The 21,105-nt window shown below is 62.8% G+C and carries 28 protein-coding genes and 3 pseudogenes; 23 read left to right on the top strand and 8 right to left on the bottom strand.

Going from position 1 to position 21,105, the window contains the following annotated elements; all coding sequences use genetic code 11:
* The coding region (locus tag N5C91_RS30500) for a hypothetical protein (RefSeq protein WP_279834144.1) at positions 1-267 on the bottom strand (267 nt) is incomplete at its 3' end.
* A gap of 87 nt (positions 268-354) precedes the next feature.
* Between N5C91_RS30500 and N5C91_RS30495 the strand changes: the two genes are divergently transcribed.
* From N5C91_RS30495 to N5C91_RS30460, 8 genes and pseudogenes are all read left to right on the top strand, one after another.
* Positions 355-870, top strand: coding sequence for a DUF4406 domain-containing protein (locus N5C91_RS30495; RefSeq protein WP_279834143.1), 516 nt, complete (start codon positions 355-357; stop codon positions 868-870).
* Positions 867-1,226, top strand: a complete 360-nt coding sequence (locus N5C91_RS30490; RefSeq protein ID WP_279834142.1) for a hypothetical protein — start codon at positions 867-869, stop codon at positions 1,224-1,226. The genes N5C91_RS30495 and N5C91_RS30490 overlap by 4 nt, the downstream gene beginning before the upstream one ends.
* An 88-nt stretch (positions 1,227-1,314) precedes the next feature.
* Positions 1,315-1,512, top strand: coding sequence for a hypothetical protein (locus tag N5C91_RS30485; RefSeq protein WP_279834141.1), 198 nt, complete (start codon positions 1,315-1,317; stop codon positions 1,510-1,512).
* A gap of 5 nt (positions 1,513-1,517) precedes the next feature.
* Complete coding sequence (locus tag N5C91_RS30480; protein ID WP_279834139.1) at positions 1,518-1,760, top strand: excisionase; 243 nt, start codon at positions 1,518-1,520, stop codon at positions 1,758-1,760.
* Positions 1,741-2,844: a phage integrase Arm DNA-binding domain-containing protein gene (locus N5C91_RS30475; protein WP_279834147.1), complete on the top strand. Its 1,104-nt coding sequence runs from the start codon at positions 1,741-1,743 to the stop codon at positions 2,842-2,844. Before N5C91_RS30480 ends, N5C91_RS30475 begins: the two co-directional genes overlap by 20 nt.
* Before the next feature lie 68 nt (positions 2,845-2,912).
* Positions 2,913-3,260 (top strand): ArsC family reductase, encoded by a 348-nt coding sequence (locus N5C91_RS30470; protein WP_279834137.1) that lies wholly within the window; start codon positions 2,913-2,915, stop codon positions 3,258-3,260.
* An 11-nt stretch (positions 3,261-3,271) separates the two neighbouring features.
* Positions 3,272-3,646: pseudogene (locus N5C91_RS30465) on the top strand (LysE family translocator); the annotation flags it as partial.
* 171 nt (positions 3,647-3,817) lie between these two features.
* Positions 3,818-4,492 (top strand): hypothetical protein, encoded by a 675-nt coding sequence (locus N5C91_RS30460; protein WP_279834135.1) that lies wholly within the window; start codon positions 3,818-3,820, stop codon positions 4,490-4,492.
* A gap of 66 nt (positions 4,493-4,558) precedes the next feature.
* Here N5C91_RS30460 and N5C91_RS30455 read toward each other — a convergent pair whose 3' ends face one another.
* From N5C91_RS30455 to N5C91_RS30445, 3 genes are all read right to left on the bottom strand, one after another.
* Positions 4,559-4,765 carry a hypothetical protein gene (locus tag N5C91_RS30455; RefSeq protein WP_279834132.1) on the bottom strand — a complete coding sequence of 69 codons (207 nt, stop codon included), beginning with the start codon at positions 4,763-4,765 and terminating at the stop codon, positions 4,559-4,561.
* A gap of 77 nt (positions 4,766-4,842) precedes the next feature.
* Positions 4,843-5,397, bottom strand: a complete 555-nt coding sequence (locus N5C91_RS30450; RefSeq protein ID WP_279834129.1) for a hypothetical protein — start codon at positions 5,395-5,397, stop codon at positions 4,843-4,845.
* Between the two features lie 73 nt (positions 5,398-5,470).
* On the bottom strand, positions 5,471-5,728 hold the full coding sequence (locus tag N5C91_RS30445) for a hypothetical protein (RefSeq protein ID WP_279834128.1): 258 nt from the start codon (positions 5,726-5,728) through the stop codon (positions 5,471-5,473).
* 110 nt (positions 5,729-5,838) lie between these two features.
* Between N5C91_RS30445 and N5C91_RS30440 the strand changes: the two genes are divergently transcribed.
* From N5C91_RS30440 to N5C91_RS30420, 5 genes and pseudogenes are all read left to right on the top strand, one after another.
* On the top strand, positions 5,839-6,525 hold the full coding sequence (locus N5C91_RS30440) for a hypothetical protein (protein ID WP_279834126.1): 687 nt from the start codon (positions 5,839-5,841) through the stop codon (positions 6,523-6,525).
* Positions 6,526-6,553: 28 nt separating this feature from the next.
* On the top strand, positions 6,554-7,255 hold the full coding sequence (locus N5C91_RS30435; RefSeq protein ID WP_279834124.1) for a hypothetical protein: 702 nt from the start codon (positions 6,554-6,556) through the stop codon (positions 7,253-7,255).
* A gap of 201 nt (positions 7,256-7,456) precedes the next feature.
* Positions 7,457-7,738, top strand: a pseudogene (locus tag N5C91_RS30430) (DNA cytosine methyltransferase); the annotation flags it as partial.
* A complete protein-coding gene (locus tag N5C91_RS30425) occupies positions 7,735-7,917 on the top strand; it encodes a hypothetical protein (protein ID WP_279834123.1) in 183 nt (60 codons plus the stop codon). The pseudogene N5C91_RS30430 and the gene N5C91_RS30425, both read left to right, overlap by 4 nt.
* On the top strand, positions 7,914-8,186 hold the full coding sequence (locus N5C91_RS30420; protein ID WP_279834121.1) for a hypothetical protein: 273 nt from the start codon (positions 7,914-7,916) through the stop codon (positions 8,184-8,186). The genes N5C91_RS30425 and N5C91_RS30420 overlap by 4 nt, the downstream gene beginning before the upstream one ends.
* Positions 8,187-8,217: 31 nt before the next feature.
* On the opposite strand, the gene N5C91_RS30415 is transcribed toward N5C91_RS30420, so the two are convergent.
* From N5C91_RS30415 to N5C91_RS30405, 3 genes are all read right to left on the bottom strand, one after another.
* The gene (locus N5C91_RS30415; RefSeq protein ID WP_279834120.1) at positions 8,218-8,724 is read right to left on the bottom strand and encodes a hypothetical protein; all 507 of its coding nucleotides are present in this window, start codon (positions 8,722-8,724) and stop codon (positions 8,218-8,220) included.
* A 146-nt stretch (positions 8,725-8,870) separates the two neighbouring features.
* On the bottom strand, positions 8,871-9,371 hold the full coding sequence (locus N5C91_RS30410; protein ID WP_279834119.1) for a hypothetical protein: 501 nt from the start codon (positions 9,369-9,371) through the stop codon (positions 8,871-8,873).
* A 32-nt stretch (positions 9,372-9,403) separates the two neighbouring features.
* On the bottom strand, positions 9,404-11,119 hold the full coding sequence (locus tag N5C91_RS30405; protein ID WP_347815400.1) for a recombinase family protein: 1,716 nt from the start codon (positions 11,117-11,119) through the stop codon (positions 9,404-9,406).
* Here N5C91_RS30405 and N5C91_RS30400 point away from each other — a divergent pair.
* The 5 genes and pseudogenes from N5C91_RS30400 to N5C91_RS30380 all read left to right on the top strand — a co-directional run.
* Positions 11,097-11,360: pseudogene (locus tag N5C91_RS30400) on the top strand (LysE family transporter); the annotation flags it as partial. The gene N5C91_RS30405 and the pseudogene N5C91_RS30400 sit on opposite strands and share 23 nt — an antisense overlap.
* Positions 11,361-11,403: 43 nt before the next feature.
* The gene (gene dapD / locus N5C91_RS30395) at positions 11,404-12,438 is read left to right on the top strand and encodes a 2,3,4,5-tetrahydropyridine-2,6-dicarboxylate N-succinyltransferase (protein ID WP_236173103.1); all 1,035 of its coding nucleotides are present in this window, start codon (positions 11,404-11,406) and stop codon (positions 12,436-12,438) included.
* 82 nt (positions 12,439-12,520) lie between these two features.
* Positions 12,521-13,726, top strand: coding sequence for a cysteine desulfurase (locus N5C91_RS30390; protein WP_279834117.1), 1,206 nt, complete (start codon positions 12,521-12,523; stop codon positions 13,724-13,726).
* A complete protein-coding gene (locus tag N5C91_RS30385) occupies positions 13,723-14,130 on the top strand; it encodes a SufE family protein (RefSeq protein ID WP_279834115.1) in 408 nt (135 codons plus the stop codon). Before N5C91_RS30390 ends, N5C91_RS30385 begins: the two co-directional genes overlap by 4 nt.
* Before the next feature lie 26 nt (positions 14,131-14,156).
* Positions 14,157-14,357, top strand: coding sequence for a hypothetical protein (locus N5C91_RS30380; protein ID WP_279834113.1), 201 nt, complete (start codon positions 14,157-14,159; stop codon positions 14,355-14,357).
* A gap of 285 nt (positions 14,358-14,642) precedes the next feature.
* Here the strand turns inward: N5C91_RS30380 and tcdA are convergent, their stop codons facing one another.
* Entirely contained in the window at positions 14,643-15,449 is an 807-nt protein-coding gene (gene tcdA / locus N5C91_RS30375) for a tRNA cyclic N6-threonylcarbamoyladenosine(37) synthase TcdA (RefSeq protein WP_279834110.1), read from the bottom strand.
* Between the two features lie 286 nt (positions 15,450-15,735).
* Here tcdA and N5C91_RS30370 point away from each other — a divergent pair, with 286 nt between their 5' ends.
* The 5 genes from N5C91_RS30370 to N5C91_RS30350 all read left to right on the top strand — a co-directional run bounded on the left by N5C91_RS30370 (position 15,736) and on the right by N5C91_RS30350 (position 21,042).
* On the top strand, positions 15,736-18,333 hold the full coding sequence (locus tag N5C91_RS30370; RefSeq protein WP_279834107.1) for a glycosyltransferase: 2,598 nt from the start codon (positions 15,736-15,738) through the stop codon (positions 18,331-18,333).
* Positions 18,334-18,517: 184 nt separating this feature from the next.
* Positions 18,518-19,675: a succinyl-diaminopimelate desuccinylase gene (gene dapE, locus N5C91_RS30365; protein ID WP_236173107.1), complete on the top strand. Its 1,158-nt coding sequence runs from the start codon at positions 18,518-18,520 to the stop codon at positions 19,673-19,675.
* Positions 19,672-19,857: a hypothetical protein gene (locus tag N5C91_RS30360; RefSeq protein WP_236173108.1), complete on the top strand. Its 186-nt coding sequence runs from the start codon at positions 19,672-19,674 to the stop codon at positions 19,855-19,857. The genes dapE and N5C91_RS30360 overlap by 4 nt, the downstream gene beginning before the upstream one ends.
* Complete coding sequence (locus N5C91_RS30355; RefSeq protein ID WP_279834104.1) at positions 19,851-20,660, top strand: putative RNA methyltransferase; 810 nt, start codon at positions 19,851-19,853, stop codon at positions 20,658-20,660. The genes N5C91_RS30360 and N5C91_RS30355 overlap by 7 nt, the downstream gene beginning before the upstream one ends.
* Positions 20,661-20,670: 10 nt before the next feature.
* Positions 20,671-21,042, top strand: coding sequence for a hypothetical protein (locus N5C91_RS30350; RefSeq protein WP_236173110.1), 372 nt, complete (start codon positions 20,671-20,673; stop codon positions 21,040-21,042).
* The last annotated feature ends 63 nt before the right edge of the window (positions 21,043-21,105 follow it).

Below are 21,105 nucleotides of genomic sequence, written 5' to 3'. Positions count from 1 at the left end.
AGTGTTCACCCCATCCGGAGTCCTGGCCGGAAATGAACTCTCCACGAAGCCTCTGAATGTGCTGCCGGTGACAAGCTCCAGCTCAAATGCTCCGTTCCCAGCAGCATCGCCAAAGTGAGAATAAGTGCCAGCTTTAAGGACAACCTTGAACTCGGTCATTTGCGAGTTGTGCTCAGCATGCAGAACTGCCGAGCTTGTTTTCGCCTCATATAGCGATTCGCCAGAAATGTCCCGAATGGCCAGGCGCTCAACCTTGATAGAACCCACTTTCTCTCCTTGATCCGGCCCCATGCCGGGCCATCCGAACCTACCCCACTCCATGCCATTGCGCCACTACGGCGCGAGGACGAAGTCATGCCCAGAAACTACGAAGAGTCGGCCGTGGCCGGCTTCGATCCCGCCACTCGTGAATGCCGCTTCGTCGGTCGGCGCCACCCCGAGGACGTCATCGAGGCCCTCGACCTGGGCCTGGTGTTGGTCCCCGTCAGCGTCGAGCAGGCGCGCGAGGTATTTGGCCAGCCGATGGATCGCCTGATTGCCGTTCCGCGCGTTGGCCGCATCTACCTCGCCGGTCCCATGACCGGGATCGAGGACTTCAACTACCCAGCCTTCCACGCCGAGGCCGCGCGCCTGCGCCAGCTCGGCTACCACGTCGAGAATCCTGCCGACCACGGCATGATCGACGGCTTCGAGTGGGCCGACTACCTGCGCCTGGACATGCAGAAGCTGATCACCTGCGAGGCCATCGCCCTGCTGCCGGGCTGGGACAAGTCCAAGGGCGCGCGCCTCGAGTACCGCATCGCCAGCGAACTGGGCATGCAGGTGCACACCGCCAGCCAGATCACCGAGCCCGCAAGGAGTGCAGCATGACCGAGTTCATCGTGATAAGCGTCAAGCACACGAAGCGCCGCCACAAGGCAATCACACTTTGGCGGCCTGATGACCGCGGGTACTGCTGGACACTGGAGCGCGCCGGCCGCTACGAAGAGCGGCGAGTACTTGAGCACCTCGGCTACTACAACAGCGGCTGCACAAACATCGCGGTGCCGCTGACCTTGGTCGAGCAGTTGGTCGGCGAGGTCGAGTACGACACCAAGGAGTTCGGTATCTGCCTACCGAACAACGCAGCGACCTGGCGCCAGCTTCTGGCATCGGTGATCCGCCCGGCTCAGTACCCGGCCGAGCCGGAGTATCGCGGGGCGCCGCGTAGGAAGGTTGCAGCATGACCCGCCCCACCTTCTGCCGCCGCACCCTCCGCCCCATCCCCGAATGCGACTGTCTGCGCTGCAGGCCTGTCCTCCAGGAGCGAGCACCATGCAAGTCATCCAACTGACCGCGGAACACCGGGAAGATCAGGCCGGCAACCGCGTGGCCGAGATCGAGGGCCTGCCCCGACTCGGCGCCCTCCTCCAGCCGGCGCAGATGCGCCAGCTCGCACGCCAGCTGAACCAGATCGCCAACGACGCCGACCAGGGCGCCATCGGCACCATCCAATACCCCGTAGAGGGCTGATCGATATGAGACTCGTAACGCTTGAGGAATGGGCGGCCGAGCACTTCCGCACGCCGCCCAGCGCCAACACCCTGCGCAAGTGGGCCCGCGAGGGCTCCATCACCCCACGCCCCGTGAAGCACGGGCGCAGCTACTATGTCGACCAAGACGCCACCTACGAAGCGCCCGAGGCCGTTGCCAAGGTGCCGCTGGGCGGCAGCCTGATCTCCCGGATTGCGAGTGCACGCCATGGCGCCAAGGCCGCGTAAGGCAGGTTCGAAGGATCTCCCGCCAAACCTGTACCAAAAGAAGGACAGCCGGAACGGCGTCACCTACTACAGCTATCGGGACCCGGTCAGCGGTCGGGTCTTCGGTCTGGGTAAGGACAAGGCGCGCGCCATCCAGGAAGCGGTCGAGGCTAACCGCGCGGAGATGCTGCAGCCTACACTGACGGCCAGGCTCAATTCTGAGCCGGAGCGGGTTCCGCGCCTGTTCGGCGACTGGCTGGACGAGTACGAGAAGATCTACGCCGAGCGCGGGCTGTCGGAGGCCAGCGTCCGTAACACGCGGATGCGGTTGAAGCGCCTGCGCGCCAGGTTCGGGACGATGGATATCCGGGATATCGGGACCATCGACGTGGCCGGCTACTTCTCGGAGATGGCGAAGGAAGGGAAGGCTCAGATGGCGCGGGCGATGCGATCGCTCCTGCGGGATGTCTTCATGGAGGCCATGGCCGCCGGCTGGACCGACAAGAACCCGGTAGAGGTGACGAAGGCAGCGCGGGTGAAGATCAAGCGCGGGCGCCTGACCCTGGAGATGTGGCGGCTGATCTACGCCGAGGCGAAGCAGCCCTGGCTGAAGCGCGCCATGGAGCTTGCGGTCATTACCGGCCAGCGCCGGGAAGATATCGCGGCGATGCAGTTCAAGGATGAGCAGGATGGGTACCTGCAGGTGGTTCAGTCGAAGACCGGAATGCGGTTGCGGATCAAGACATCGATCGGCCTGGACGTGCTCGGGCTCAACCTGGCTGCAGTCATCAAGGCATGCCGGGGCCGGGTTCTGTCCCGCTACCTGGTCCATCACCACCGCACCATCAGCCGCGCGAAGGCTGGCCAGCCGATCATGCTGGACACCCTGACGGCAGCCTTTGCTGATGCCAGGGACAGAGCAGCGAGGAAGCACAGCATCGACCTCGGCGCCAGCCCGCCGAGCTTCCATGAGATGCGGTCGCTCGCTGCGCGCCTTCATGAGGACGAGGGCCGCAACCCGCAGCGCCTGCTCGGTCACCGTTCGGCGAAGATGACCGACCTCTATCGGGATAGTCGCGGCGCAGAGTGGATCGACGTGGCATAATTCGTCGCTGGAATTTTGGAGCGATATTGGAGGAGTTTTGGGGAGGCCAAAACTCCTGAGGAAAATCAATGCCTTACGTTCTCTACGGCATCAAAGCTTGCGACACCATGAAGAAGGCCCGTACCTGGCTGGAAGAACATGGCGTCGACTATGCATTCCACGACTACAAGACTAGCGGAATAGACCGCGCGCACCTGGAGCAGTGGTGCAACGAGCATGGCTGGGAGACAGTCCTGAACCGTGCCGGCACCACGTTCCGCAAGCTCGACGACGCGCAGAAGGCCGATCTCGACCAGGCCAGGGCCATCGAGCTGATGGTGGCGCAGCCGTCGATGATCAAGCGCCCGGTGCTGGACCTGGGTGGCCGTACCCTGGTCGGCTTCAAGCCCGACGTCTACGCCGCCGCGCTGGCCTGAGCCCCCTCAAGATGAGCATCGCCTGGGCCCTGTTCCTCCCCGCCTGCTTCGCCTTGAACCTGGCGCCGGGGCCGAACAACCTGCTGTCGCTGAACAACGCCGCGCGCTTCGGCCTGCTGCGCGCCACCCTCGCCGGTGGCGGACGCCTGCTCGCCTTCGCCGGCATGCTGACATTGGCTGCTTCCGGCCTGGCGCTGGTGCTGCAGGCCTCGGCCTGGCTGTTCCTGGCGATCAAGCTGGTGGGCGCCGGCTACCTGTTGTGGCTGGCCGTGCAACTGTGGCGCGCGCCGACGGCAAACCTGTCGGTGGACGGCACTCCGGTGCCCGCCACCAGCCTGTGGCGCCTGGCCCGCCAGGAGTTCTGGGTGGCCGCCGGCAACCCTAAACAAGCTTAACCTAAATAATTATTTCATCCCCCCCTCTAATCACCCAACCCTCTAACACGGCGGTTTCGGCTGACCTCGAAATATAATTTAGATTCTTTGCATGAAATCGTTGTTTCATGCAAAGAATTAATTCAACATGCGCGTGTCGTCAAATTCAACCGAGGACACACCATGGCATTCCGAGCCGACGAGGCCGCTCGTCAAGCTTACGAAGAAGTTGCAAAGTATTTACTGCCCCGCAGCCGCGATGCAGACATTTCCGAATGGGAAAGAAGCAAAGAGGAGCTGGAGCGGATTGCGGACGAACTCGGTCCGGTGGTGAGCGCCTATCCGAGCTGGCACCCGTTGGTTAGCAACCACGACGAGCGCAATCCTGAGACGTACCCAAGCATCCAGTGCGGTTACAATGGCCTTGATCACACCAGGTGCTTCGCCAACGGATTCATTACCTGCCCGTATCACGACGGCCAGTCCATTATCGACTCCGTAGAAGCTCTGCCGTATCACCCGGCTGCCACAATTACGGCCGAGCGCCTGAACGTTCAGTTCTACAATTCCGACGCAAACCCGATTCTGGTGAAATGCACCTGGGATGAACCGCTGCCGCTCGACGGGATGATCCCGCTGCGCATTGCTATGCCACTGATTCTGGAGAAGGAGGTTCCAGGCTGGCGATGGGCTCAAGTTGCCGAAACTTGGAAAACCATGCAGCCCTACCTTCTTGGCGTGCCGCACGGCAGCCGGTCCTCCCTTTTCGTGAATCAGGAAACTGGGCTGGCGATCAAAAAGCTCTGGGAAACGCTGATCAATAGCGGGATGTTCGGCAACATCCGAGTTCGCGGCTAGTCATTCAAACCGCTAAACTCGGGACAAAAAAAAGCGAGGCATAGCCTCGCTTTTCTTCAAATGAATTTAATTCGCATTTGCAATGAATGCTTGCTTCCGACTTCCTGCCAGCGGACCACGGAAGTCCCCCATGGTGTCTTTCATCCACGACCGGTAAGTGTCAGCATGTGCGGAAAGGAACGCCTGGCCTCGCGCCTTCGCTCGTTTCACTTCAACATCCACATAAGTGTCACGGGCAACGACCAGACCTTTCTGGGTTTTGGACTTGCTCATTTTGGCGACCACCTTGTAGGTCAAGACTTGTGTCGTAAATTGCTTCATGGCTAGGTTATCGCACCATGACGATTACGTCAAAAACCCTTGAGATGCTTGATCAATTGATCAAATCTGGGTTTCAAGCCCTTAGATACTTTCGACCTGTCGCCGTACTCCATCTGGTAGCCCAGCGCTATGTAACGTTCTGCAACGCCTTCCAGGGGCTTAATGATGGCCACCTGCGTAGCACCTATCACGCTTGCAAAGAGCTCCGCCTGAATAATCGCAACCTGGAGCAACTGGCCACGCAGAGGATGCTGGAACGGCGCACCCTCGATAAATCGCACACTCAGGTTGATGCGTCGCTTCGAAACTCGGCAGACCATCAGTCCGCACAAGACGCCATCCACCCAGAACGCAGCCTCAAACCGCTTATGAGACTTTCGCTCCTGGTTGAGCACAGCCCGCCAGTTCCAGCCAGCAATCCGATCCGGGTGATTCAGCCAAGCGTCTGCCTCAGCCAGCTCCCGATCACCGATCTCGCAGGCGTCAATTGTGCCGGTTGGGAGATCAACAGAAACGCTTCGGAATAGGCTATAGGCCTCATCCCAAAAACTTTTGTACCTATGGCGCACTGCATGCCATGACATCAGTCTGCTCCCTTGGCGATTGCGGCAGACCACCGCGTCCTAATGAAGTGGTGCGATATTAATTGGCCAGCCGTCACTTGTCAGCGGCTACCAATTTTTCCAGCTCTGATCGGACAAGACTCTGCAACTCTGGCGGGCTGCCCCCTGCAACCTCGCCTTGCGCCCACTCGCTCCACTTCCCTTTCCGCTTCGAACGCTCGGCGAACAGCTTGCCGGCCTCCCCTTTCGCACGGTCCAGGTTCAGCTGCCAAAACTCGAACAACCGGGCCTTCTCATCCTCCATCGCCTGCCGCTCCTCGGCGGGGCGTAGCGCAAGATTCCAAGTGCTCATCGGGTGACCTCCTCAAATCGAAGGCGCGCATCCTACGCCCCTCTCCAGGCACCCCCTACCGCTGGTCATTCAAAACAAATACTGTGTATCCAAACAGTATTATTGACCGTATGACTGACTCACCACTCGCACGATGGCGCCGCCTCATCGACGACCGGCGGCAATGGAAACTCACGCCGGACTACCACCGCGCCGAGCTGGAAGGACTGGCCAGAAAGGCGCTAGAGCTGCGGATGATCAATCACAGGGAGTTTGTGGAGATGTACGAGATAGCCGAAGCCGGACGCCTCACCATGCTGGAGGATCTGGCGCACGAAGCCTTCAAGCGTACCGGCGTCTATGACGTCGTGGACGAGGGAACTGGCGAACTGCTGGGAGAGATCCTGTCGGGCACGTTCCTGAGCGCGCCGCCAGCAGCGCGCGGGATCCTCGGGCGAATCACCTATGACGAGGCCGGTCAGCTCGCGATGTATGACGGGTCGCCGGCCGAGTGGAAGGGTGACGTGAAGGGCCTGACGTGGACGCTAAAGAATGGCCTGCAGGCCCGACTGGTTGAAACGGGGAGAATTGTTGCGGGGAAGGTGGTGCGAGCCATCACTGATGCCGATGCGTTCAGGCTTGCACTGGATGCGCATCAGGTAGCGCAGGAGGAAGGCGACGCGGCGCGGGCCAGTGCCCTTGCGCTACTGATCGAGCTGGGAAGGTTCCGGCGCTGCCCAGCATGTCGGGACAGCTTCGCGGATAGAGAGGAGTGCGAGAGTTGCGGGGGACTTGGGTTTATCTCAAAGCCCGCGTAAAAGGAGGGCGGACACAAGGAGGAAGATCATGGACCCTGTTTCCTATCTCTTGAGCGGCGCAGTGCTCGTGGCGGCTCTAGTCTTTCTTTCCAGACAGATTACATTGCACTGGCTGAGCAAAGACATTGAGCGCCACAAGGAACAGCTGAAAGGTGAGTCGGCTTTACAGCTCAAACAGCTGGAACATCAGCTCCGCTTAGATAGCGACGCAACGGCAAGCCGACTGAAGCAGCAAGCAGAGATTGAGATCTCTCGCCTTCAGGCATCCTTAAAGCTGCGGACAGATCAAAGGCAACTTCGCTTCGCCTGGTATTACCAGAAGCAAGCGGAAACCATCACCGAGTCAATGCGCTTGATTGCCGACATGAGAGTGGCGGCCGAAAAATTCCTCACGCCCGCACCCGAATTTATCGAGGCCAGTAAGCTGGAGGGATACTACAAATCCGCAACTGACGCACTTAATGCGCTACGCCATCACCACGAGGCGACGCAGATCTTCCTGCCACCCGACACAGCGAGACAGGTGAAAACCTTGCGACGCATGGTAGGCGACATGGTACATCCGGCTGGGACGTGGGCTTTTTCAGTTCGCGACCCAGGCTACGAGAAAGAAATTCGCAGCGCCTGGATGACTGGGTGGCGAGGCATCATGGGCGAAGCTCGCGTCGCTCAAGACGCCCTTGAGGATGCTTTCCGTGCACTACTGGAAAGTGAAGCAGAACCAAACTAGCGATGCTGCCGGATTCTTTCGCGATCCTGCAGCGCCGTTAAGGAGATGGCGCAGGCATTGGCGTCGGCGGCGATACGGGCAAGATCCGCTGCAGCCTCTGGTCGAAGTTCGGCGTAACCGGCTGCATCATCCAGGCCGGCGCCGCCGGCTCCGGCAAGCACTGCACTGCCGGCGCAACCACTGCCGATGACAGGGGCGTACACCATCGTCACCCGCGACCGCCTCGCCCTGGTTACCGTGACGATCAAGGGTAACCCCTATGTGATCGTCGACGTCGGCATGCGGATGCTCACCCCGCGCGAGCTGTACCTGATCCAAGGCTTCCCCCCGGACTACAAGATCGACTTCGGGCACGACGGCCGCAGGTTCAGCAACAAGGCAAAGGTGCGCATGTGTGGCAACTCGGTTTCCCCGAAGCCCTACTACGCACTTCTAAAGGCCAATCCCCTGTTCCCTCAGCAGACCATGAAGGAGGCAGCATGAATACCCAACTCCACGAACTGCAGCGCCTCCTCGCTGCGGCGGATAGCTGCATGAGCAGCGCCGAGGCTCAACTGCTCATCAGGGATAGCCGCAAAGACATTGAGCACGGCCGGCGCGCCCTAGCAAAGGCGATTAAGATAGCCTCTGCGCTGGACGCTCAGCAGGGAGTAACCCAATGAAGGCGGCCCTCCCAAATCCCAACCTTAAAAATGCAGTGATCACAGCCAATGTAAGCACTGGATTTCGCCCGGTCACGAAAGATGGCAAGCCCCTTCGACTCGCATTGGTTGACGAGACAGGAAACATTGTCGAGTCGGGAGAGGATGTTGCCTGGACGGCTTGGTATGTGTGCGTGGAAGTGCAAGAAAACTTCTGGAACGGTCAGGGACACCTGGTGGTGAGGCGTGAAGCACCAAGCGAAAAGTTACTAGTACGCACTGCGGCTTAAACAACAAGGGGCGCTCAGCGCCCCTGTTCCATCACCCCTTTGGGAAAAATACAGACTTAACCACTCGATAGAATATCTCGGCATTAAAATCGGTCGCCTGCTCTATTGCGGTTAGCCCACGACTACTCATCCAGCAGCGCCTAGTTCCCCATCCGCTCTGATCGCCGAGCGAGACAAGCAACGGGACCGCCACGCCAGCCTCGCCAAGTGTCACCACACCTTTAGAGTCGGAAGGCCGACCGCTCCAAAGCAAAGGCAAAAGCTCAATAGCCTTACCATCTCGTGAAATCCGAAACACATCCATCCGGTAGGTCGTAACTGAGCCAAGAATCGTGTCGTGGATGTCTCTTGCTTGGCTCGACGTACTCACATCACAGTCGTCACCAAGACCCTTAAGCCAGGCCTCAACATCATCGATCAACGCACGATAGGCTTTGGAAAATTGCACTATCTCGTCTTCAACTTTGCTCTTCTGGATACTCGCCTGGCGCTTCTTTTCTGCCGCCTCGGCAAAATCGCGAGCCAGAATATCCCTCATGCTCTCACTGCTCATCCTACAAAGCCCCACTCGGTCATTCTGCTGTTGACTCGCGCGTCCTGCCTTTCTTTTGTCCGGATCTTGAGCAGGAAACCAGAGTCGTCTAGACCAGCTCCGCTGGCTGAAAAGGGCCTGACGGCCCCACGTTAAGCTTCAGGCACTAGCTTGGTGTCTACCAGAGCGTAAAAAACTTCGCGAGTAAAGGCATCGGCCTGCTCTAGCGTTAGGTGGTTTCTATGGTGCGACCAGTGCCGGCGATTACCCCAGCCATTCATATCGCCCAACGAGACGAAATGCGGCTCAGGGTCGAGGGGAACGCCAATGGTCACAATTCCAAGGGAGCCAGCAGGCGCCCCCTTCCAAGAAAGCGGAAGCACCTCAAGCTCATTGCCCAGAACGGAAATAGTTAGAGCTTCAAGCGGATAGTCTATTGGCTCTCCCCAAATACTGTCGTTGACTTGGTAGTAGTGGCGACGAAACTGAGCTGCCACTTCGGCTTCCGCTAGCCATTTCTCGATGTCCGAGTGCAACGACTCGGTTGCCTCGGAAAACTTTGTCACCTCAGCATTGATTGCGTCAGTCCGCGTATTCTTCTGCTCGGCCTTCGCTTGAGCTGCTGCAAACCGCCGCGTCAGGCGGTCCTTCATGCTTTCGTTATCCACCATCGACTCCAATCCACTCAATTGGCAGGACGATCACTTCCTACTACCCATAAGGCAGTGCGGTGCTCAATCCTCATCCATCGCCTCTGACCAGCCTTAGCGATCAGCAACACGTCTAAGTATTTCGCACGTCGCCCCTCTGGCACAATGCCACGAATGTAGATGACGATCCGCTCAAACGTATCCATCATCAACTGTCGCACCTGCTCACGCGCCTGCACATTCTGCGCATGTACGCCTTCCGCGAGGTCCGACCAACTCTGAGCGTCTGCAGCGGTCTGAGGTTGCGCAGCGTCCGCCAGGCGCCGCTCCAGTTTTAGGGCTTCTTCCTTTCGGTGTTCAATCAGTTGCTCAAGCTCCCTTGCCTTTCTGACAAAGGCAAGTGGCGCCGCACCGTCATCCTCGCCGGCCAGGAGAGCTTCAGTCACACGCCCAAGCTGACCCTCAATCCTGGCGATTTCTGAACGGATACTGATCAACTCTTGCCGCACATCCTGGCCCTGGGTTGCAGGCTCAAGCAGTCGCTGCAAATTCATCTGATCCGAGCAGTAGTCCATCAAAGCGCGCTCCAGCGGCGCTACGCTGCTGCTGCCATGCTGCCGGCACTCCGACTGCTGCGCAGTCATCGAGCAGAAAACGCGGCGATGGCCTGGCAGCAACGTGCCATCCGGGCGGATCTTGCCCATCTGGTTCTGCGCCTCCATTGCGGATCCACAGTAGCCGCACCAGGTGAGGCCAATGCCGGTTACGATGCCTGGTATCGCGCCCTTACCCCGCCGCCGATGACGCTGACCGGTCAAGGTGCTGAGCTCGGAAAACTCTGCATCGCTTAGGAGTTTGGGGTAATAGTCGTCTAGAACGTACTCGTCTCCATCAACCGAGATCCGCTTTGCGCCGCGCAACGGCTGCAGGTGTACGAGCCGATAGAGCTGCTGGCCCCCCAGCTTCAAGCCGGCCGGGTCCATCCCCCTTTCCAGCATCAGGTCCAGCGTGCGCTTGGCGCCCAGCCCCTGGCGATAGCAGTCGAGCGCGAATCTCACCGCCTCAACCCTGTCCGGCACGAACTGCCAAGCGACACCATCCCACTCAAGCCAATGCGGATCCGCACCGTTGCGGATAAGCCCCCGATACGTTCCCGCGACCCACCCCTCACATTGCCGGCGGATCGCGGCCTTCACTCGCTTGCTCTTGGTGTCGCTCTCTTCATGCGCCCGAATCATCACCAGCAGGCTATACACCAAGTCCATCGGCTGAGCCTTCAGGCTCTGGCGGTTGTACTCACGCCCATCACTGGCAGTGACGACCGATATGCCGGCATTGATTATCTGCGCGAGCTGAGCCTGCGCCAGGATCGGCTCGGCACGGCTCAAACGGTCCAGGCCTTCGACGACCAGCACCGAGCCTTCCGGGATACGACCAGCGTCTACCGCCTGGAGGAATACACCGAGCGCGCCTTGCTTGATGTGCTTTTGGTGGTAGGCAGACAGCCCCTCATCCCGCAGAGTCAGGGACTCGTCCAGAATTAAGCCACGCTCCGCGGCCCAGGCCTTTGCATACTGCGCCTGACGGTCGGCACTATGGCCCGCCGCCTGCTTGGGGTCCGAAAACCTCAAATAGCTGTATACTTTCGCCCCAATTTTTGTCATGCCGTTGGACCCGAGAATACTCAAGATGCATTGCGACACAACGAATTTAGATTCGCAAGCATTGGGGAACCCCAAGGCAATCCTCATCTTCACCGCTTTCCTGCCGCAATTCGTCGATCCGCGTCAGGCCGTGGGCGCCCAGTTCGCCCAACTCGGCGCAGCCTTCCTGCTACTGGAATGGCTGGCCATCGCCCTTTACGGGCTCGCCGGGGTCCGCCTCGGCAAGCTGCTCGCCGGCGCACGCGCCCGGCGCCTGTTCAACCGTGGTTGTGCCGCGCTGCTGGGCAGCGCCGGGCTGGGCCTGCTGCTCAGCCGCCGTCCGGCCTGACCGAATTCGTTATTCGAGAATCTCTTTTCAAGGAATCCCCCACATGTCGAAATCCCTGTTCAGCATCGCTTTCGGTGTCGGCACCCAGAACCGCCAGGGCAACTGGCTGGAAGTCTTCTACGCGCAGCCGCTGTTGGGCCCCAGCGCCGAACTGGTCGCCGCCATCAGCCCGCTGCTGAACTATGAAGGCGGTAACCAGGCGATTGCCTTCACCGCACACCAGGCGTATCAGCTGGCTGACGCCGTCGAGACCGTCGACGCCGCCCAGGCTGCCCTGCTCAACCGCCTGGCCGAAAGCCAGAAACCGCTGGTCGCCACCCTGCTGGCCGAAGACGCCGCCCCCAGCTCCACCCCGGAGGCGTACCTGAAGCTGCACCTGCTGTCCCACCGCCTGGTCAAGCCGCACGGCCTGAACCTGACCGGCATCTTCCCGCTGCTGCCGAACGTCGCCTGGACCAACCAGGGCGCCGTCGACCTGGCCGAACTGGCCGAACTGCAACTGGAAGCGCGCCTGAAGGGCAAGCTGCTGGAAGTCTTCTCCGTCGACAAATTCCCGAAGATGACCGACTACGTGGTCCCGGCCGGCGTGCGTATCGCCGACACCGCCCGCGTACGCCTGGGTGCCTACATCGGTGAAGGCACCACCGTGATGCACGAAGGCTTCGTCAACTTCAACGCCGGCACCCAGGGCCCGGGCATGATCGAAGGCCGCGTCTCCGCTGGCGTATTCGTCGGCAAGGGCTCGGACCTGGGCGGCGGCTGCTCCACCATGGGCACCCTGTCCGGCGGCGGCAACATCGTCATCAGCGTTGGCGAAGGCTGCCTGATCGGCGCCAACGCCGGCATCGGCATCCCGCTGGGCGACCGCAACATCGTCGAAGCCGGCCTGTATGTCACCGCCGGCACCAAGATCGCCGTGCTGGACGACCAGAACAACCTGGTGAAAGTGGTCAAGGGCCGCGACCTGGCCGGCCAGGCGGACCTGCTGTTCCGCCGCAACTCTCAGACCGGCGCCGTCGAGTGCAAGACCAACAAGACCGCGATCGAACTGAATGAAGCGCTGCACGCGCACAACTAAGTAGCGGCGACAGGCTGCAAGCTGCAGGCGGCAGGCAAGAACGCTCTCGCCTGCCGCCTGGGGCCTACAGCCTGAGGCCACCATGTCCATTCCCTCGCCCTGGCGCTCCGACTTCCCGGCCCTCGCCGCCTTCGAGGCCGAAGGCCAGACCTACCTCGACAGCGCCGCCACCGCGCAGAAACCGCGCGCCATGATCGACGCCCTCGCCGGCTACTACGCCAGTGGCGCCGCCAACGTACACCGCGCCCAGCACCTGCCCGGCGAGCGCGCCACGCGTGCCTTCGAGACGACCCGCAGCCTGGCGGCCAATTGGCTGAACGGCGGCAGCCCGGCACAGATCATCTTTACCCGCGGCGCCACCGAGGCGCTGAACCTCTTGGCTTACGCGCTGGAAGGCCAGTTCCGGAACGGCGACGAGATCGTTGTGAGTGCCCTGGAGCACCACGCCAACCTGTTGCCCTGGCAACAACTGGCCAAGCGGCGCGGCCTGAAACTGGTGATATTGCCGCTGGACCCAACCGGCCGCATCGACCTGGCCCGCGCCACCAGCCTGATCGGCCCGCGCACGCGGCTGCTCGCCGTCAGCCAATTGTCCAATGTGCTGGGCACCTGGCAACCACTGCCGGAACTGCTGCAGATGGCGCGGCAGTACGATGCGCTGACCGTAGTGGATGGCGCCCAGGGCGTAGTCCATGGCCGGCACAACCTGTCAGCGCTGGGTTGCGACTTCTACGTCTGTTCCAGCCACAAACTCTACGGCCCGGAAGGTGTCGGCCTGCTCTGGGGCCGCCCGCAGGCGCTGGCGCGCCTGGCCCACTGGCAGTTCGGTGGCGAGATGGTGCGCCTGGCCGATTACTACGACGCGCAGTTCCACGACGCGCCCATGGGCTTCGAGGCCGGCACACCGCCCATTGGCGCAGTGATCGCGCTCGGCGCCACCCTGCAGTGGCTGACCGCTCGGGACAACGCCGAAATCAGCGCCCACGAGGACTTCCTTCATGCCCGCCTGCTGGCCGGCCTGCGCGCCCGTGACGGCGTGCGCGTGCTGGGCGAACCGGATGTGGCGCTGGCCAGTTTCGTGGTCGAAGGCGTGCACGTCTCGGACCTGGGCCACTTGCTCACCGAACAGGGCATAGCGGTGCGTGCCGGACACCACTGCGCCATGCCGCTGATGAAGACCCTCGATATCGCCGGCGCCCTGCGCGTCTCCCTCGGCCTGTACAACGACAGCGCCGACCTGGAACGCTTCTTCACCGCGCTCGACAACGCCCTGGAGTTGCTGCGATGAACCTGCCCAGCGCCGCCGCGGAGGCGCTGCAGGCCTTTACCGACCTGCAAGGCTGGGAGCAGCGTGCCCGCCTGCTGATGCAATGGGGCGAACGCCTGGAACCGCTGAGCGACGCAGAGCGCAGCGACGAGCAGCGCGTGCAGGGCTGCGAGAGCAATGTCTGGCTGGTGGCCGATGCGCGTGACGGCCACTGGCATTTCCGCGCCTACAGCGATGCGCGCCTGCTGCGCGGCTTGCTGGCGCTGCTGCTGGTGCGGGTGGAAGGGCTGCCGGCAGACGAGCTGTCCGCCATCGACCTGCCGGACTGGTTCAATCAGTTGGGCCTGGCCCGGCAACTGTCGCCGTCGCGCAGCAACGGGTTGAACGCCGTGCTCAAGCGCATGCAGGAACTGATCGGGACCTGAACGTCTGGCTTTTCGTAGGAGCGAGCTTGCTCGCGAACCTGCCCGACGCAGTCGCATCCGGCCAAGCCTTCGCGCGCAAGCTCGCTCCTACAAAAGGCATTAGCCCGCTGCGCGCTCCGAAGGCCGCCGCGCGCCGGCGACGATCTTGTCCACCGCCCGCGCCGCCGCGACGCAACAACGGGTTGAATGCCGTACTCAAGCGCATGCGGGATTTGATCGCTATCTGAGACGCTTGCATATGCGTAGGAGCGGACTCCGTCCGCGATTGGTCCGCATCGCGCCGGATGCCATCGCGGACGAAGTCCGCTCCTACAAAATCAAGAGCCCCTCTCCCTAACCCTCCCCCTCAAGCGGGAGAGGGGACTGTTCTGAGCAGGGTGAAACCATTGCCTCAGCCGGCACTATCCGCCCCCTCTCTCTGAGGAGCGGGGCGCGCAGTCAGGGCTGGGGTGAGGGGAAAACACAGGCACGGATTTTCCCAGGACAAGATGGTTGTTCCCATGCAAGAACCATTAGCCTGCGGAGCGCTCCGACGGCCGCCGCGCGCCGGCAACGATCTTGTCCACCGCCCGCGCCGCCGCGACCATGCCGAAGGTCGCGGTGACCATCATCACCGCGCCGAAGCCGCCGGCGCAGTCCAGCTTCACGCCCTCGCCGACGAAACTCTTGGACTGGCACACCGTGCCGTCCGGCTTGGGGTAGCGCAGCTGCTCGGTGGAAAACACGCACTGCACGCTGTAATGACGGCCCGGGGTACGCGAGAAGTTGTAGTCGCGCCGCAAGGTCGAGCGAACCTTCGCGGCCAGCGGGTCGTTGAAGGTCTTGTTCAGGTCGGCGACCTGGATCTGCGTCGGGTCCACCTGCCCGCCCGCGCCACCGGTGGTGATGATCTGCAGCTTGCGGCGCTTGCACCAGGCGATCAGTGCAGCCTTGGCAGCGACGCTGTCGATGCAGTCGATCACGCAATCCAGCTCCGGCGTGATGTAGTCCGCCATGGTTTCCCGGGTAACGAAATCGGCTACGGCGTGTACGACGATGCCCGGGTTGATCGCCTTCAGGCGCTCGGCCATGACCTCGACCTTGGGCTTGCCCACGGCGCCCTGGATGGCGTGCACCTGGCGGTTGGTGTTGGTCACGCAGACGTCGTCCAGATCGAACAGGGAAATCTCTCCCACGCCACTGCGCGCCAGGGCCTCGGCCGCCCAGGAACCCACGCCGCCGATCCCGACCACCGCCACATGGCTGGCCGCCAGACGCTCCAGGCCCTCACGGCCGTATAGCCGCGCGATTCCGCCGAAACGCTGTTCATCCAGTTGCATCGCCCACACCTCATCTCGAAACGGCCGGCATTCTATAACGGCCGGGCTCCGGTAAGGAGCAGCCGCGGCGCGCCTGCAACAAAGCCGAATTGCCGCAGTCTCAGTCACGCGCCTGCCACACATTCTAAACTGTCGGAAAATGCCCACGTGCGCCCACGCGGCGGACGGTGCCGGCAACCTGTACAGCCCCCGGAGTGCGGGGTAGGATGCGCCCCGACCGGCGGCCATCGCGTACAGAGATTGTCCCGGCCCCTCCCCGTTCCACCCTTTGGAACCCGATCGCACCATGCCTGCACGCAAGTTCGGCCTCAACCTGGTGGTGTTCGTTGCCCTCGCGGCACTCTTCACCGGCTTCTGGGCCCTCTACAACCGCCCCGTCAGCGTTCCCGACTGGCCGGAAAGCATTTCCGGATTCTCCTTCTCGCCCTTCCGCCTGAACCAGAATCCGCAGAAGAACCAGTTCCCCAGCGACGACGAAATCCGTTCGGACCTGGAACTGGTCTCCAAGAACACCGACAACATCCGCACCTACTCGGTGAAAGGTTCGCTGGCCGACATCCCGCGCCTGGCCGAAGAGCTCGGCATGCGCGTCAGCCTCGGCATCTGGATCGGCCCGGACGAGGCCGAAAACGAAGCCGAGATCGAGCGCGGCATCGAGATCGCCAACAACTCGCGCAGCGTGGTGCGGGTGATAGTCGGCAACGAGGCGCTGTTCCGCCGTGAAGTCACGATCGAGCAGTTGACCGCCTACCTGGACCGCGTGCGCAAGGCGGTCAAGGTGCCGGTGACCACTGCCGAGCAGTGGCACATCTACGAGAAATACCCGGAGATGGCCAAGCACGTCGACCTGATCGCCGCGCACGTCCTGCCCTACTGGGAATACACGCCGATGGACGACGCCGTGCCGTTCGTCCTCGAGCGCGCCAAGGAGCTGCGCGCCAAGTTCCCGCGCAAGCCGCTGCTGCTGGCTGAAGTCGGCTGGCCAAGCAACGGCCGCATGCGCGGCGGCGCCGACGCCACCCAGGCGGACCAGGCCATCTACCTGCGCACCCTGACCAACGCGCTGAACAAGCGCGGCTACAACTACTTCGTCGTCGAGGCCTTCGACCAACCGTGGAAAGTCGGTGACGAAGGTTCGGTCGGTGCCTACTGGGGCGTCTACAACGCCCAGCGCCAGCCCAAGTTCAACTTCGACGGGCCGGTGGTGAACATCCCGCAATGGCGTGCCCTGGCGGTGGCCTCGGTGGTGATGGCGCTGCTCGCCCTGACCTTGCTGATGATCGACGGCAGCGCCCTGCGCCAGCGCGGGCGGACCTTCCTCACCGTGGTCGCCTTCGCCGGCGGTTCGGTGCTGGTATGGATCGCCTACGACTACAGCCAGCAATACAGCACCTGGTTCAGCCTGACCGTTGGCGGCCTGCTGGGTATCGGCGCGCTGGGCGTGTTCATCGTCCTGCTTACCGAGGCCCACGAACTGGCCGAGACCGTCTGGGTGCGTAAGCGCCGCCGGCCATTCGACCCGGTGCTGAGCGACACCGGCTACCGGCCCAAGGTCTCGGTGCACGTACCCTGCTACAACGAACCACCGGAGATGATGAAGAAGACCCTGGATGCCCTGTCCAGGCTCGATTACCCGGACTTCGAAGTCCTCATCATCGACAACAACACCAAGGACCCGGCGGTCTGGGAACCGGTACGCGATTACTGCGAAATCCTCGGCCCGCGCTTCCGCTTCTTCCACGTCGCGCCGCTGGCCGGCTTCAAGGGCGGTGCGCTGAACTACATCCTGCCGCACACCGCGCCGGACGTCGAAGTCGTGGCGGTGATCGACGCCGACTACTGCGTCGAGCCGAACTGGCTCAAGCAGATGGTGCCGCACTTCGCCGACCCGAAGATCGCCGTGGTGCAGTCCCCGCAGGACTACCACGATGGCGAGGAGAACGTCTTCAAGAAGCTCTGCTACGCCGAGTACAAGGGCTTCTTCCACATCGGTATGGTCACCCGCAACGACCGCGACGCGATCATCCAGCACGGCACCATGACCATGATCCGCCGCACCGTGATGGACGAACTGAAGTGGGCCGACTGGACCATCTGCGAGGACGCCGAGCTGGGCCTGCGGGTGTTCGAGAAAGGCTATTCGGCCGCCTACTCGCACCAGAGCTTCGGCAAGGGAGTGATGCCCGACACCTTCATCGACTACAAGAAGCAGCGTTTCCGCTGGGCCTACGGCGCCATCCAGATCATGAAGGGCCACGCCCGTGCCCTGTTCCAGGGCAAGGACAGCAAGCTGACCCTCGGCCAGCGCTACCACTTCATCGCCGGCTGGCTGCCGTGGATCGCCGACGGCATGAACATCTTCTTCACTGTCGGCGCACTGCTCTGGTCCTCGGCGATGATCATCGTGCCCAAGCGGGTCGACCCGCCGCTGCTGATCTTCGCCATCCCGCCACTGGCGCTGTTCTTCTTCAAGTTCGGCAAGATCATGTTCCTCTACCGCCGTGCGGTAGGCGTGGACCTGCTGCGCTCGTTCCAGGCGGCGGTGGCCGGCCTCGCGCTGTCGCACACCATCGCCAAGGCGGTGCTCTACGGGGCGTTCACCAAGACCATCCCGTTCTTCCGCACACCAAAGATGGCCTCCAACCACGGTCTGCTGGTGGCGCTGGCGGAAGCCCGTGAAGAGGTGTTCATCATGCTCCTGCTGTGGGGCGCTGCACTGGGCATCGTGCTGGTGCAGGGCGTACCGAGCCGCGACATGATGTTCTGGGTCGCCATGCTGCTGGTGCAGTCGCTGCCCTACCTCGCCGCCCTGGTGATGGCACTACTGTCCGCCGCGCCCAAGGCTCAGGAGGCGCCGGCAGCGGACGTCGCGCCGGCCAACTGATGCGGCCCCTGTAGGAGCGAGCTTGCTCGCGAACGCTTTGGCTTGATGCTCTTGCGTCAGGCGGGTTCGCGAGCAAGCTCGCTCCTACAAGATGAGCTGTACCGCTGATCCGCTCCCGAGAACGCCGGCCAATCGCCGGCGTTTTTGCTTTAAGATGGGCGCCTTTTTCCGTTCCACCCCCAGGATGATCTCAATGTCCCTCTCGCCGACACTGGCCCTCGCCTGCGAGCTGATTCGCCGTCCCTCCGTCACACCGGTCGATGCCGACTGCCAGCAGCTGATGATGCAGCGCCTGGACGCCTGCGGCTTCGCCCTGGAGCCCATGCGCATCGAGGATGTGGATAACTTCTGGGCGCTGCGCCAGGGCCGCGACGGCGCCAATGGCCCGGTGCTGTGCTTCGCCGGCCACACCGACGTGGTTCCCACCGGCCCCGAGCAGGCCTGGCAGCACCAGCCGTTCGACGCCCTGATCGACGCTGACGGCATGCTCTGCGGCCGCGGCGCGGCGGACATGAAAGGCAGCCTGGCGTCGATGATCATCGCCACCGAGCGCTTCGTCGCCGACCATCCGGAGCATCGCGGCAGCATCGCCTACCTGATCACCAGCGACGAGGAAGGCCCCGCCCACCACGGCACCAAGGCCGTGGTCGAGCGCCTGAAGGCCCGTAACGAGCGCCTGGACTGGTGCATCGTCGGCGAGCCGTCGAGCACCACCCTGGTGGGCGACATCGTCAAGAACGGCCGCCGCGGTTCCCTCGGCGCCACCCTGACCGTGCGCGGCAAGCAGGGCCACGTGGCCTATCCGCACCTGGCGAAGAACCCGATCCACCTCGCCGCCCCGGCACTGGCCGAACTCGCCGCCGAGCACTGGGACAACGGCAACGACTACTTCCCGCCGACCAGCTTCCAGATCTCCAACATCAATGGCGGCACCGGCGCGACCAACGTGATTCCGGGCGAGCTGAAGGTGATCTTCAACTTCCGCTTCTCCACCGAATCCACCGTGGAAGGCCTGCAGCAGCGAGTCGCGGCGATCCTCGACAAGCACGGTCTGGAGTGGCACATCGACTGGGCGCTGTCCGGCCTGCCGTTCCTCACCCAGCCGGGCGAGCTGCTCGATGGTGTAGCCGCGGCGATCCGCGCGGTCACCGGTCGCGAGACTACCCCGTCGACCTCCGGCGGCACCTCCGACGGCCGCTTCATCGCCACCATGGGCACGCAGGTGGTCGAACTCGGCCCAGTCAACGCCACCATCCACCAGGTGGACGAGCGCGTACTGGCCAGCGACCTCGATGTGCTGACCGAAATCTATTACCAGACCCTGGTGCGACTGCTGGCATGAGTGGACCGAACAAAGGCTTCTGCCTGGGCGCCATCCAGCCCGACACCCCGCCGCCCGCGCCAGCCGCCGAGCGCCGCTACTCGCTGCGCGTGTACCAGCTCGCCCAGCGCCGCCGCTCCCTGCCCACCGTGCTGCGCAACGACCTGCCACAGCCGCTGGGCCCAGGGAAAAAGCAATGCTGATCTGTCCGCTGTGCCGCGATGCGCTGACTGATGCCGAAAACGGTGTCGCCTGCCCCGCCGGCCACCGCTTCGACCGTGCCCGCCAGGGCTACCTGAACCTGCTGCCGGTGCAGCACAAGAAAAGCCTCGATCCGGGCGACAATGCCGCCATGGTCGAGGCGCGTCGGCACTTCCTCGGCGCCGGCCACTACGCGCCGCTGGCCTCGCGCCTGGCCGAACTGGCCGCCGAGCGCGCACCAGGCCGCTGGCTGGATATCGGCTGCGGCGAGGGTTACTACACCGCCCAGCTCGGTGACGCCCTGCCGCAAGCCGACGGCTATGCGCTGGACATCTCCCGCGAGGCCGTCAAACGCGCTTGCAAGCGCGCCCCGCAACTGACCTGGATGGTCGCCAGCATGGCCCGTGTGCCGCTGGCCGATGCCTCATGCCAATTGCTGGCCAGCGTATTCAGCCCGATCGACTGGAAGGAAGCGGCGCGCCTGCTGACTCCCGGCGGCGGGGTGCTGCGTCTCGGCCCGGCGCGCGACCATCTGCTTGAACTGCGCCAGCGCCTGTACGACGAAGTACGCGAGTATGTCGACGACAAGCACCTCGCAGACCTGCCCGAAGAACTGCAGCTGGCGCACACCGAACAACTGAGCTTCAAGCTGCCGCTGGCAACCCGCGAAGCCCGCGAGCACCTGCTGGCGATGACGCCCCACGGCTGGCGGGTCAACCCTGAGCGGCGCGAGCGCATCCTCGCCGAGCCCTTCGAGGTCACGGTCGCAGTACGCTACGATTGGCTGGAACGCCAAGAACCCTGACGAGGACGCCATGCGCCAACCGGATATCGAGATCTACATCAAGGATGCCGACCAGGCCGCCGTCGGCGCCTGGCTGGAAAAGGCACTTGGCCCGTGCAGCGAATGGCGCGCCCAGGGCGAGACCTTCAAGTGCACCGCCGGCAGCATTCCCGCCACCTGGCTGCCCAAGGCCGTGGGCAAGTGGAACAGCCTGTTCCTGGACAGCGACAAGACCCCGTGGGACGACGATGTCGCCTGCGCCCGTGCGGCCTGCGCCGCGCTGGAAGTGGAAGTGCGCTGCGCACCCGGCAGCTGGAGCGAAGACCAGGGCGAGGAGGACGCGGACCGCTGGCTGAAAGTGACCACCGCCGGCGTCGAAGAGATTACCTGGCGCACGGGTTGACCCGCCGCTTGTACCTGGCTGTAAAAACAAAGGCCCGTCCAATGGACGGGCCTTTGCTCTTTC

The sequence above is a fragment of the Pseudomonas sp. GD03903 genome (assembly GCF_029840045.1).
In the GTDB taxonomy this organism is placed as follows: Bacteria; Pseudomonadota; Gammaproteobacteria; order Pseudomonadales; family Pseudomonadaceae; genus Pseudomonas; species Pseudomonas pseudonitroreducens.
This window is presented reverse-complemented; position numbering and strand designations above follow the sequence as displayed.